Below are 12,809 nucleotides of genomic sequence, written 5' to 3' on the forward strand. Positions count from 1 at the left end.
AATTATTCTTTAGTTAAAAATTGTAAGTATGCTTGTGCGTAATTGTATTCAAAAACGGTTTGATAATATTCAAGTTGCTTTTGTGCATATTGAGTTTCAGCAATTAAAAGATCTGATGTTTTCTCAAGTCCTTCTCCAAATCTATTAGTTCTAATTCTTAGAGATTCTTTAGACTGGTCTAATGCTAAGGCTGTTAATTCTAGTTTATTTTCAGCATCTAAAAGAATCCGTTTTGCTTTATTGAATTCTAACTCACTTTGTGACACATATTGTTCGTATTGTAGTTTAGATTTTTCAAATTCAGCTTTACTTTTTTGAGTTTTTCCAAAACGTTTAGATCCTTGAAAAACATCCCACTTTAATTGCGCACCAAACAGATAACCATTAGCATCACCTTGAAAAATTTGATCGTCATACAACTCATAACTTCCAAAAGCATTTAAGGTTGGTAGAAACGCCATTTTATCTGCTTTATAAGCAGTTTGATAAGCATTAGACACTAATTCCATTGCTTTAATATCTGCTCTGTTTTGGGATACTTTTTTATCGTCTAAACTTAAAATTGCAACTTCTAAACTATCTGTAGGTTGATACACGACATCTACTTTTTCATTCATCAAAAAAGATATATAGTTTGACGCATTTAGTACATTACTTTTTGCAGATTGCAATTGATTTTTAACTTCGGTAACACGAACCTCAACAGACAATACATCTGCACGTTGTAAATACCCTTGCTTAAAACTATTGTCGGCTAATGTCTTATTAGCTAGAGCTGCTTCTAATGCTTTTTCGAGAACGTCAACTGCTTTATGAGCTAACTGCAATTGCATGTAAGCTTTGTTTACTTCAAAGACTAAATAATCTGAAGTACGCTCAGTTTGCAAAGCCATAGCATTCATCTTCGTTTTGGCAGCTTTACGTTGATAAATCCCATCTATATTTATAAGTGGTTGTTGGATTTCAAACTTAGTAGCATAATTCTCTATTTGAGAAGGATTGTTTAACATTGCTGGATTAAAATCACTAGCTGTTAAAATCTCCTGATTTAATTTAGAACCAAAAGCCATCAATGGGTTTGTGGTTGCTATTGCTGTATGAGAAGCAGAAATGTTTGGCAGAAACACTGCGTTAGTTTGTCTATAATCTGCCCTCGCTTGATTAAATTCTTCTTCGGAAATTTTAATACTTGTATTATTCTCTGAAACTTTAGTTTGGACTTCTGCTTTTGTTATTGGAACTAATTCTTGTCCTTGCAAAAACATAGTGCCAATACATAAATTAAGCATTAATAAGTATATTGTTTTTTTCATTCTATATAATTTTCTGATACAAAAATACGCTAGTAAATAACCGAAGTCAGTAACAAAGGTTACTTAAGAGTCTTAAGTAAAATATTGACGTATTATAGTCTATAAAACTAAATCTATATCATCTTAATTACACTGATATTCATCATGTTTAAGAACATAAAATTCTTAAAAATTAAAAGGCATTCTTATAAAAAAATGCCTTTTAACTAACCAACCAAAATACTGACAACCACATCAGTTTACTTATCTCGTGCCTCCATGTCCTCTAGCTACAACTAACATTATTTTTATATTCAAATAAATTTGAAGAACTGGATAATTAAGATTCATCAATGTTTAATTTATTGTACAAATTTACATTATATAAACACCGAAGTCAGTAACATAAGTTACCAAGCCAATAGCTATTAATAAGAAAGTATGTTGTGTTATTTATTGTTGTTAACTTACTTTTGCATGCTATATGGATTCATTAACACAAATAGTATTAGGTGCAGCTGTTGGAGAAGCTGTTTTAGGTAAAAAAGTCGGAAACAAAGCGATGCTTTATGGTGCTATTGCTGGCACTATTCCAGATTTAGATATATTTGCTTCTTATTTTACAGACACAGTTTCTGCGCTTGCTATTCATCGTGGATTTACACATTCTATTATGTTTTCTGTACTTTTTGCTCCTATCTTTGCTTGGTTAGTCTCCCGTTATGAAAAATATAAAAGTTTTAAAGATTGGTTTTGGTTATTCTTTTGGGCATTTGTCACGCATCCTATTTTAGATGCACATACGACTTGGGGAACGCAATTGTTTTGGCCATTTGATTTACGATTAGCATTTAAAAACATATTTGTAATAGATCCATTATACACTGTGCCTTTTTTAGTGTTTTTAATTTTAGCAATGCGACAAAAACGCACTACTAAAAAACGACGTTTTTATAATAAAATGGGGTTAATCATAAGCACTTCTTATTTAGCAATAACGTTACTTTTAAAATGGATTGCTTATACTAAATTTGAAACTGCTTTAATAACTCAAAATGTAGCATATTTAGAGATAGACACAAGACCTTCACCTTTAAACACCATACTTTGGAGTGCTAATGTAGAAACCAAAGATGCTTATTTACTTGGTAATTACTCGTTTTTTGATTCACAGCCTATTTCATTTGAAAGCTATCCTAAAAACCATGAATTGTTAGGCAAACTTATTGAAGATGAAAGCGTAAAACGAATGATAACAATTACCGAAGGTTGGTATACGATCAATAAAAAAAATGACACGCTTTATTTTAATGATTTACGATTTGGTCTTTTAAGTTTAGAACCAAAATCTAACAACTTTGTTTTTAAGTTTAGATTAGATGTTGAACCCTCAGGTAATGTTACATTTGTTGAAGAACCTAAAAATAATCAGGATGGCAAAAAGCTATTAACAGAATTATGGCAACGTTTAAAAGGGAATTAATAGCTTTTTAAACTAATGAAAAAGACACTTATAATTACTTATAAGTGTCTTTCTACTAACCAATCAAAAGAACTGACAACCACATCAGTTTGCCTTTCTCGTGCCTCCATGTCCTCCAGCTACAACAATCATTATTTTTATACTTAAATAAATGAATTTGAAAAACTGAATGACAGGATTCATCATTTTAAATCTTTGATATTTTGATATTCTTTGTGTCATGATATTTTTATTTTTTTATTCTGGAATTAACCTGTTTAGTTTGGTTCCTATTCAGGAATCAACCACCAAAATGGTTTCATTTTTGCTTTATATATAAACGCATAATGTAAAGCAAGTTTAAGCCAATGTCCTGCTAAACCAATTTCTCCAAAGGTTTTTCCTAATTGTCGACCTTGTGTTTTTGGGTATTTTTCATAATCTGGAACAATTGGATAGGTTGTGATACTAACTCCACTTCCTTTTGTCATACCGTAACCAGCAGAAGCAATACAAGCTGCTCCCATATTCCCCATAGATCCTTTATGATCTAATGATTCTTTTCCGTTTTTTATGGTATCAATAATATTATCTGCTACTAATTTTGCTGTGATACCAGAAGGCATACCTGTTCTTGGAGGAGCTGGTGAGATAACCGTTCCGTTTTTACTCGTTCTTGGTTTAGAAATAGCATGTGGAGGCGCAAATGCAATTCCTGGTGCAAAAATGTTTTTATAACTAGGATTTTGATAGGTCTCTGGCCAATCTTTTACTGACCATTCTTCATAAGGTTTTGGTGTATAATCTGCATCAACAATCATGAATCCTTTAAAGAGTTTTTCTGTGATGTCTTTTTCGTTTTTGTCATAGGCTTTAAAACCATGTCCAGAAAAGGATGGAATTAGCATTGCAAAATCATAACTTTCAGTTTTATGCTCGCCTTCTAAATTTTCGTAATGCGCTAGACCATCTTCTATTTTTTCAACTCCAGCTCCAAGAATCCATTTAATGTCTCTGTCTTCAAAAATCATCTCGACCATTTCATGAGATTTCATAGTCATGCTTCCGTAGCTTAACAACATGCCATCCATCCCAAAATCACCTAATTGATATTCGTTAGAAATCCAAGTGACTTCTGCCATATCACGCACATTATGTCTACGTAATTCTTGTTCCACATTTAATATGTACTCGAAAGCAGCACCTTGACAGGTTGATTTTGCGTGTCCTGTACCAATTAAAATTTTCATTTTCTTACCGGCTTTCATTTGTTGGATGACTTCGTTTAAGCCTTCCCAAGCATGATTTGCATGCGTATAAGTACAAACTGAGTAGGTTTTGTTTTGACCAGGAATTAAACCTTCAGTTGCTTCAAAGTTTAATTTTGGACCAGTTGCATTTATTAAGTAATCGTATGTTATTTTTTCTTGTTGTGCTATATTTTCACCTGCTACATATTCTGCTAAAACATAAGGTTTTCCTTCACTTTTATCACCTTCAGGATGAAACGAAATCGCTTTTGCTTGTTTATAATCAATCCCTTTCTTTTTATATAAAGGTGCTAATGGAAATAATATTTCCGAAGATTTCATTCTACCAATTCCAACCCAAATATTGGAAGGAATCCATTGGTAATTACTGTTAGGTGACACGACAACAACTTCGTGTTTTTCAGGAAGTTTTCTTCGTAAATGTGCTGCTGCAACATGACCAGAAATCCCTGCTCCTAGAATAACAATTTTAGACATTTTATATGATTTTATATTATAAAATTAGTTTAAAAAATAAGGTCACAAAATGATATATATCATTTTGATTATCTGCTAAACAGAACACCTTAATCATGCTCTAAAGGTTATATTTTAATAGTAAGTACACAGCAACTTTTGTTACTTACACACTACTTTTTACAACAAGAAAAGAGGTTATTAAAGCGTTACAACATCTCTTCTTAAAATACCAACTGAAACCACTGACAACCAAATCAGTACACTTACAATTTAATTATCTTTTTCTCGATAACATTTGTATTATTTTTAAATACTACAATGTATTCTCCAGAAGCCATTTTTCTTAAATCCAAAGACATTGTTTTCAATCCAATAGATTTATCTATACTAACTGATTTCACTTTCTTACCTAAAAGATCAAAAACTTCTAATGAGTTTTTTTCAGTATTTGGAATAAAAATTTCAATTGAAAAAATACCATTAGAAGGGTTTGGGTATACTTTTAAATTATAGATATTATCTGGACTAAGTTCAACTTCATTTACACTTAAAGTCGATTTATTTATAAATACTTTAAACGCTAAATTGCTTGCGCTACTTTGTGTACCATTATTAATAAAAAAAATATTTTCTTGGGTGCTTTCGATACCTCCAAAAATATAACCAACATGTGTTACACCTTCTTGTAAATTATTGATATCTACTATTTCATTAGTTAAATAATTTGAATTATTATTTAATGGAATAAACTCTGCTCCAGAACCTAAAAATGTTGGCATTTCTATTTCCAGACTACTTTCTACCATTGATCCATCACTAAACCTTGAAACTTTACTTATAGTTTTCACAAAGGGAATGTTATCATCTTGTATCAAATTATCATTTGCATCTAATTTATATTGACTTATTCCGCCAAAAAATATAGTATGCATTACATTATTTGAAGTATCATAAATTGGCGTTTTAGCACTGTGATATTGACTTAAATATTGATTAAAAGTATTGTTTACAGTGTATCCAGAAGCTGTAACATCTACTGTGTTTAACCATGGTAAATTTACTGTATGTTGAAAAACACCACTAAACATGGTAAAACCGGGCGTTCCATCAGGAAAAATTTGAGGTGACATATTATAGTCTCTTCTATGTAAATTATTAGTATCATTTTGTGCAGAATAATTTACTATTGACAGATTTGTACCATCATCATTAATTTCAAAAGTTCTTATTTCATCAGTATAATTTTGAATAAACCCAGGTCCATTATTTGGTCCCATTGGGTTATACCTGCCTTCAAAATATTGTCCTCCACACAAATAAAACACATCATTTAGAAATCCTAAATGTCCTCCAGTAACTGCAAGATTTGTATTTGTTATTTGTCTAAAAAAAGTAATAATACTTGTATTATTTATAACTGCATTGGCTAATCCATCTATATCTACAGCCGTTAATTTATCATAAGTGATATGATCGTTTTCCGAAGTGCTAAAGCCATAACCACCAATTACGTATAACATATTTCCTCTTTGATAAAATTCTTGATTTGTAGATTGCAATTGTTCAAATAAGGATGCCTGCAATACACTTATTGAAGTACTCCATGTTTGATTAGCGATAGGATCTATCACATATACATTTTTGTTATTATCGTTTTCTAGAAAAGCTGCAAAAGGTTGTCTTTGGTGTAATCCATCTATTCTTCCTCCTAAAATTACCCATTTGCCATCTGTAGTTTTTCCCCAAGAAAAAGAATGGATGTTTGGTGCATTTGTAATTATAAAAGGCTCTATTTGAACTGTGAATTGGTCTTGAGATAATACTCTATTTGTTATTAATAATGCTAAAAAAATTGAGAATAATAATTTAATTTTCATAATTATTGAATTTTATTACATATTCAAAAGTCCGAAAATATAATATCAATTTATGCAACTTATGTTACACAAAAAAAGCAGCTAATTAGCTGCTTTTTTATTCATTTTATTATCTAAATATTTAATTAACAAGAGTCCTAACACACCTCCTAAAATGGAGATTAAACAGTTGATTAAAAATAATCTACTATGAAATATGTCATCTTGCATTATTGACCAAGGATCAAAACCTAATCTGCCCAAAGTTTTGATCAAAAAAATGCTTCCAAAAACACCTACTAATGTATTTCCTGTAAATCCGAAACTATATTTTTTATTAAAAGAACCAAATGCATTTGCTGAAATGATACCTATGAAAATACTAATTAAAGAAATTAATGTTCCTGTCATAATTCAAAAGTTTAATTAATGTTCGCCATAGCCAACATCATCCATTTTCCCTTTAAAAACACGATACTGAATAACCATATAGATAGCAACTAAAACGACTGCAATTGCAAACCAATAGACTCCAACAGATAATCCATACTCATGTGCTGCAACGTTATACAAGGTTAAATCTGGATTTAAAGTATTTGTAGAAGGTAATACCTTTGGAAAAATAGATGCTACAGTAGATGTTAATCCTCCAAATAAAAACAAGCATGAAAACAAAAATCCTTGTCCGTGTCGTTTAAACGATTTCACTTTAAATAAACCAAATAAGCCTATAAAAGTGATTATTGGGAATATCCACAACCAAGGTTTATCTAAAAAATTATGAAATGGTTGCGGCTCAATAATATGCCAAATTAACAGTGAAATAATAACTAGTGCTAATAACACAATGTTTAGATTGAATACTACGCGTTTCAATTTTTCGTTTAAATCGGAATTGGTTTTAAAAATAATCCAATTAGCACCATGAATAGTTAGAGCTACTACTCCAACAATTCCTAATAATAAGGTGAACCAATCTATGATTCCAAGTTGTTCTGCTTGCGGACTAAAAGTAGGATTCCAAAGTGGTAAAAAGAAATAATGTGCTTCATGAGTTGAGACTCCGTTTACTACATTACCTAAATTAACACCTCTAACTACATTACCTAAAGCGACACCAAAAAAGAGTGCTAATAATAAACTTGAAATCCCAAAAGCTTTATCCCAAATAGCTTCCCAAATTTTGTTGTGAACTTGTCCCCTTAATTCTAAACCAATTGCTCTAAAAATAAGCAACCAAAGAATCATCATCAAAGGCAAATAAAAGCCACTAAAAGAAGAAGCATATAACGTTGGGAAAGCAAAAAACAAAACACCTCCTGCTGCAATTAACCATACTTCATTAGCATCCCAGAAAGGACCTATTGCATTAGTGATTGCTTTTTTATCTTTTTCGGTTTTGGCGAAGAATAAATGAATAATTCCTGCACCAAAATCGTAACCATCTAAAATCACATAAACAGCTAACATTGTCATTAAAACGATATACCAAAATAATTCCATAATTAGTGTTGATTTAGTTGTGGTCCTTTATTAATAATTTTTCCTGCTAACATTAAAAACAGTAATCCTAAAAGCAAATACAAGCCTATAAATCCTAATAAAGTAAATAATGTATTTCCTGCTGAGACTGTTGGAGAAGCTCCATCTGCTGTACGTAACAGATTGTACACTAACCAAGGTTGTCTACCTAATTCTGCTGTGTACCAACCAGTAGTATTTGCAATGTATGGAAATGGTAACATAAACATAAGCGACCATAATATCCATTTCGTTTTATAGAGCTTTTTTCTGAATAGTTGCACTACTGCGATCAACATTAAACCAATGAAAATAGTACCTAATCCAACCATAATATGATATGCATAGTATAAACCTGGAACATTAGTTGGATGCACACTTTCATCAAACTCATTGAGTCCTTTTATTTGCGCATCCCATTTTTGATAGGTTAAAAAGCTTAGTATATTAGGTACAGCAATTTTATTATCTAATTTTTTCTCAAGCATGTTTGGTTGTCCGATAAGTACAATTTCTGAACCTCCATCTTCGGTTTCAAATATACCTTCCATTGCTGCAAAAGTTACAGGTTGATGTTTGACAACGTTTTTAGCCGCTAAATCTCCAGTTGGAAACGCAACTAATAAGCTAGAAATTAATCCGAAGACAACTCCAGTTTTCACAAAAAGTTTACCAAATTCATGATGCTTATTATTTAGTAAATAAAAGGCTCCAATAGCTGCAACAACAAATGATGATGTCACTAACGAAGCTGCTTGATTATGTAAATAAGAAGGTAATAACCAAGGATTAGAAAATAAAGCACCAAAGTTATTTAGTACAAATTTTCCGTTTTCTAAGATCTCGTAGCCAACTGGATATTGCATCCAAGAATGTGTTGCTATAATTAAATAACCACTTGCCCAAGAGCCTAAAAAGACGAGAAAACCAGTGAGAAAATGTAGTTTATGACCTAAGAGTTTCTCACCAAATAAAAAGAGTCCTAAAAAGGACGATTCTAAAAAGAAGGAAAACATACCTTCCATTGCTAAGGTTTGACCTATAATACCACCTGTAAGCTCCGAAAACTTAGCCCAATTGGTACCAAATTGAAATTCCATAGGAATACCAGTAACGACTCCCATTGCAAAATTGAGCGCAAAAATCTTCATCCAGAATTTTGCAGCATCGTTATATTTCTCCATTTTGGAGTATAGAAACTTACCCTTAAAGTAGACTATCAATAGTGATAATCCCATGGTTAATTGCGGAAATAAGTAGTGAAATGTGATTGTAAATGCAAACTGCATTCTATCATAAAAGAGCATGTCTTCCATATTCTGAATTTTAGATTATAAAAATACGACACAGACCTTAAAATCCATGTAACTTTTATTACAAAAAAGCCTCAAAAAGAGGCTTTTTATAATATTGATTAACTCTCTAATTATTTTTTAAGAATGCTATCTAAAATTACATCTTTATCTAATTTTTTAGTACAGAAAAACCAATCTTTACAGTCTAAATCATCAGTAGATGTCATGCGTTCTTCTGCGACACCACAAGATCCAGCTGGAGACACAATAACATCGTCACCAGGATTCCAATCTGCAGGAGTTGCAACGTTAAATTTATCTGAAGTTTGCATTGCAATTAAGGCTCTGTATAGCTCATCAAAATTACGTCCTAAACTTAATGGGTAATATATAATTGCTCTTACAGTTTCGTTTGGATCTACAAAAAAGACAGCTCTTACTGCTTGTGTTTTGCTTTCACCTGGTTGAATCATTCCATATTTTTTAGCAACTTCCATAGAAATATCTTCAATTAAAGGAAATTTAACTTCAATGTTTTTCATTCCGTTAAATTCAATTTTGTCTTTAATAGTTCTTAACCAAGCAATATGACTGTATAAACCATCAATTGACAAACCTATAAGACTACAATTTGCCTTTTCAAATTTTTCTTCTAAATGCGCAAATGTCATAAACTCAGAGGTGCAAACAGGCGTAAAATCTGCAGGATGGCTAAATAAAATAGACCATTTTCCTTTATAATCTGAAGGGTAATTAATATCTCCTTGTGTTGTTACAGCTTTAAACTCTGGTGCTTTATCACCAATTCTTGGCATTGCAAATGTTTCTTGTTGTACGGTTTCTAAAGTATTCATAATATTAATAGTTTTAAATTATTTATACTGTAAAATTACTTTAGAACTCCATTTTGGTTTGTAACATTTGTCACTTAAACAATATTAAAAGTTTATACTATTATAAGGAAAAACAATAAAAGATAAAAAAGTCCTAATTACTAAAAAACATGATAAAAATCATCTTAGATAATAGTACTTAATCTTATTTTTGCAATGATGAAAATAAGCACGATCATATTTACATATTTTTTAACATCGCTTATACTATTTAATAGTACTAGAGTGACGATAAATTATACTTATTATAATTTAGATCCTGTTAGTTTTATTGAAACATTTTGTGAAAATCTAGATAAACCAGAATTGAAATGTAACGGAAAATGTCATTTAAGTAAGATTGCTAAAACACAAGATAAAGATCAAAAAACTCCAGAAAGCGTTGTAGACTTTAAAGAGCTTATTTTATTTACAAATACTTTTGAGCCTGTTACATTTCAGCAAAAAACACATCTTAAAAAACCAAATTTAACAGCTTACCAAAATCTATATTCCTACAATTCTATATACGATTGTTTTCATCCTCCACAAGTTTAATTTCCCTTCTGTAAATGGTAGTTTAAGCTACCACAAATACTAAAGTTAAATTCAAAATCACTATAATGAAAACATTTTATAGTGTGCTATTATGCGCACTCATCACAGTCATGTCTTTTGGTCAAGAAAAAAATGAAACTAAAAAAGACACCACAAAACAAAAAATTACAAAACTAGATGAAGTTATAGTTACTGGTAATTCTAAAAATGATCCAGTACTTACAGTCGTTGCTAATAAATATGACGAAAAAATTGTGCAACCTAAAAATGTAGCCGATTTATTTAATAACATCAACGGTTTTTCGGTTATAAAAAGAGGTAATTATGCAATAGACCCTTCATTTAGAGCTGCTCAATATGAGCAATTAAACATTCAGTATGATGGAGGCACAAAGGCTATGCATGCTTGCCCAAACAGAATGGATCCTATTACCACACATATTATTCCTGAAGAAATTTCAAAAATTGAAATCATCAAAGGACCATACACCGTTCGTTATGGAGCAACTTTTGGAGGGATTGTTAATTTAGTGACTCAAAAACCAGATTATGAAGATTATGGTTTACATGGAAAAGTTTCTGCAGGATATGAAAGTAACGGAAACTCGTTAGTTAACTTAGCTCAATTACAGTACATTAAAGAAAAATATGACATAGTTGCTAACGCTGGCTACAGAGATTTTGGCAATTATGAAGATGGTGATGGTATAGAAATCCCTTCGTCTTTTAGAAGTACAGACTATGGCGTTAAAATAGGATATAACTTCTCAGATGACCAACGTTTGCAAGCACATTGGAGACAATCTTTTGGTCGTGATGTTTTACATGCTGCATTACCAATGGATACTGAATATGATAACAGTAGTATTTTATCTTTAGATTATAAACTAGATCATATTGGAAACGTAGTCAAATATTTAACCGCAAAAGCTTATTATAGTTATGTGGATCATTTAATGACTAATGACAACAGACCTTCATTTATGATGATGGAAGCTTCCTCTGCTGTGGACGCAACTACTATTGGTGGTAAATTAGAACTAAATTGGATACCAGCAGAAAAATTAAATGTATTTTCTGGATTAGATGCAATGCATATTGCTAGAGATGGAGGAAGAACTAGATTGGTAAAAATAATGAATGGTAATCCTTTACAAATGCCAATGACTTTTAATGACAAAGTTTGGCAAGATTCTTATATTACTGATATAGGTGTCTTTACAGAAGCAAAATATTCTATTAGTCCTAAATCTATATTTACAGCTGGAATACGTTATGATAATGTAACATCAGACATACAAGATCCTGAAGCTGATTTTGCTGAAATGTACGATTTAGAAAAGCGAACCGAACATAATGTAAGTGGAACCGTTTCTATTAAAAATAGAGTATCTGATAATTTCACTTTAGAAGTTGCTTATGGTCGTGGAATACGATCAGCAAATATGATTGAGCGTTTTATTAATCATTTTACAGTTGGCCAAGATCCTTATGAATATATTGGTAATCCTAATTTGAAAGCTGAAGTTAATAATCAGTTTGAAATAGGGTTTAAAGGCAGAATACCTTTAAAAAATGGTTTTGATAGTTTTTCATACGAAACGTCTTTTTATTATTCATTCTTTGAAAACTATATTGTTGGTGTGATAGATCCAAGCATTTCAAGAAAATTTAATCCTACATTAGATCCTACAAGTGTAAAAGTATTTCAAAATATAGACGAATCCTACAAAACTGGCTTTGAAGCTATGGCTCAAGTAGATTTCTTGAAAGACTACTATTTTAAAACAGAGTTTGCTTATGTGTATGCTAAAAACAAAGACTTAAATGAATCCATACCATTAACTCCACCTTTTACTACGAAGTTAAGTTTAGGTTTTCAAAAAGAGAAATTTTGGGGAAATATACAATACAATCTCGTTTCTAAACAAGATGAAATTTCTAGAAGTTTTGGTGAAACTGAAACCGCAGGTTATCAAACTTTGGATGTTCGTTTTGGTGTAAAACCAATAGAAAATATCACTTTAGGTGTTGCAGTTATAAATGCTTTTGATGAAGCTTATAATAACCATTTAAATTTCTCTTTTACTAATCAAGCAGATTTTGGACGAACTCCAATCACAGAACCAGGTCGTAATATATCTGCCTTTTTACAGTATAAGTTTTAAAACATTCATAATTTAAATAAAAAAAGGAGCGCATATTAAATGTGCTCCTTTTTTT

11 protein-coding genes are annotated in these 12,809 nt (G+C 31.0%); 3 read left to right on the top strand and 8 right to left on the bottom strand.

Annotated features, from left to right (window positions below):
* Positions 1-2: 2 nt before the first annotated feature.
* Positions 3-1,313: a TolC family protein gene (locus WNY78_RS10070; RefSeq protein WP_342873070.1), complete on the bottom strand. Its 1,311-nt coding sequence runs from the start codon at positions 1,311-1,313 to the stop codon at positions 3-5.
* 463 nt (positions 1,314-1,776) lie between these two features.
* Between WNY78_RS10070 and WNY78_RS10075 the strand changes: the two genes are divergently transcribed.
* Positions 1,777-2,775 (top strand): metal-dependent hydrolase, encoded by a 999-nt coding sequence (locus WNY78_RS10075; RefSeq protein WP_342873071.1) that lies wholly within the window; start codon positions 1,777-1,779, stop codon positions 2,773-2,775.
* Between the two features lie 84 nt (positions 2,776-2,859).
* Here the strand turns inward: WNY78_RS10075 and WNY78_RS10080 are convergent, their stop codons facing one another.
* The 7 genes from WNY78_RS10080 to WNY78_RS10110 form a co-directional block, all read right to left on the bottom strand.
* Positions 2,860-2,997 (bottom strand): hypothetical protein, encoded by a 138-nt coding sequence (locus WNY78_RS10080; RefSeq protein WP_342873072.1) that lies wholly within the window; start codon positions 2,995-2,997, stop codon positions 2,860-2,862.
* Between the two features lie 47 nt (positions 2,998-3,044).
* Positions 3,045-4,502, bottom strand: coding sequence for an FAD/NAD(P)-binding oxidoreductase (locus WNY78_RS10085; RefSeq protein WP_342873073.1), 1,458 nt, complete (start codon positions 4,500-4,502; stop codon positions 3,045-3,047).
* 245 nt (positions 4,503-4,747) lie between these two features.
* Positions 4,748-6,361 carry a T9SS type A sorting domain-containing protein gene (locus WNY78_RS10090; protein WP_342873074.1) on the bottom strand — a complete coding sequence of 538 codons (1,614 nt, stop codon included), beginning with the start codon at positions 6,359-6,361 and terminating at the stop codon, positions 4,748-4,750.
* Between the two features lie 81 nt (positions 6,362-6,442).
* Positions 6,443-6,751: a hypothetical protein gene (locus tag WNY78_RS10095; RefSeq protein ID WP_342873075.1), complete on the bottom strand. Its 309-nt coding sequence runs from the start codon at positions 6,749-6,751 to the stop codon at positions 6,443-6,445.
* A 15-nt stretch (positions 6,752-6,766) separates the two neighbouring features.
* Positions 6,767-7,843 (bottom strand): cytochrome d ubiquinol oxidase subunit II, encoded by a 1,077-nt coding sequence (gene cydB / locus WNY78_RS10100; RefSeq protein WP_342873076.1) that lies wholly within the window; start codon positions 7,841-7,843, stop codon positions 6,767-6,769.
* A gap of 2 nt (positions 7,844-7,845) precedes the next feature.
* Positions 7,846-9,177 (bottom strand): cytochrome ubiquinol oxidase subunit I, encoded by a 1,332-nt coding sequence (locus tag WNY78_RS10105; protein ID WP_342873077.1) that lies wholly within the window; start codon positions 9,175-9,177, stop codon positions 7,846-7,848.
* 110 nt (positions 9,178-9,287) lie between these two features.
* Positions 9,288-10,010: a peroxiredoxin gene (locus WNY78_RS10110; protein ID WP_342873078.1), complete on the bottom strand. Its 723-nt coding sequence runs from the start codon at positions 10,008-10,010 to the stop codon at positions 9,288-9,290.
* A 195-nt stretch (positions 10,011-10,205) separates the two neighbouring features.
* Between WNY78_RS10110 and WNY78_RS10115 the strand changes: the two genes are divergently transcribed.
* On the top strand, positions 10,206-10,586 hold the full coding sequence (locus WNY78_RS10115) for a hypothetical protein (protein ID WP_342873079.1): 381 nt from the start codon (positions 10,206-10,208) through the stop codon (positions 10,584-10,586).
* Positions 10,587-10,651: 65 nt separating this feature from the next.
* The gene (locus tag WNY78_RS10120) at positions 10,652-12,754 is read left to right on the top strand and encodes a TonB-dependent receptor (protein ID WP_342873080.1); all 2,103 of its coding nucleotides are present in this window, start codon (positions 10,652-10,654) and stop codon (positions 12,752-12,754) included.
* Positions 12,755-12,809 lie beyond the last annotated feature (55 nt).

It is taken from the genome of Psychroserpens sp. AS72 (assembly GCF_038900375.1).
In the GTDB taxonomy this organism is placed as follows: domain Bacteria; phylum Bacteroidota; class Bacteroidia; order Flavobacteriales; family Flavobacteriaceae; genus Psychroserpens.

What these genes read in the sequence shown, in the direction of transcription:
- WNY78_RS10070 (WP_342873070.1), bottom strand. Translation starts at nt 1,313, where the DNA reads ATGAAAAAAACAATATACTTATTAATGCTTAATTTATGTATTGGCACT.
- WNY78_RS10075 (WP_342873071.1), top strand. Translation starts at nt 1,777, where the DNA reads ATGGATTCATTAACACAAATAGTATTAGGTGCAGCTGTTGGAGAAGCT.
- WNY78_RS10080 (WP_342873072.1), bottom strand. Translation starts at nt 2,997, where the DNA reads ATGACACAAAGAATATCAAAATATCAAAGATTTAAAATGATGAATCCT.
- WNY78_RS10085 (WP_342873073.1), bottom strand. Translation starts at nt 4,502, where the DNA reads ATGTCTAAAATTGTTATTCTAGGAGCAGGGATTTCTGGTCATGTTGCA.
- WNY78_RS10090 (WP_342873074.1), bottom strand. Translation starts at nt 6,361, where the DNA reads ATGAAAATTAAATTATTATTCTCAATTTTTTTAGCATTATTAATAACA.
- WNY78_RS10095 (WP_342873075.1), bottom strand. Translation starts at nt 6,751, where the DNA reads ATGACAGGAACATTAATTTCTTTAATTAGTATTTTCATAGGTATCATT.
- cydB (WP_342873076.1), bottom strand. Translation starts at nt 7,843, where the DNA reads ATGGAATTATTTTGGTATATCGTTTTAATGACAATGTTAGCTGTTTAT.
- WNY78_RS10105 (WP_342873077.1), bottom strand. Translation starts at nt 9,177, where the DNA reads ATGGAAGACATGCTCTTTTATGATAGAATGCAGTTTGCATTTACAATC.
- WNY78_RS10110 (WP_342873078.1), bottom strand. Translation starts at nt 10,010, where the DNA reads ATGAATACTTTAGAAACCGTACAACAAGAAACATTTGCAATGCCAAGA.
- WNY78_RS10115 (WP_342873079.1), top strand. Translation starts at nt 10,206, where the DNA reads ATGATGAAAATAAGCACGATCATATTTACATATTTTTTAACATCGCTT.
- WNY78_RS10120 (WP_342873080.1), top strand. Translation starts at nt 10,652, where the DNA reads ATGAAAACATTTTATAGTGTGCTATTATGCGCACTCATCACAGTCATG.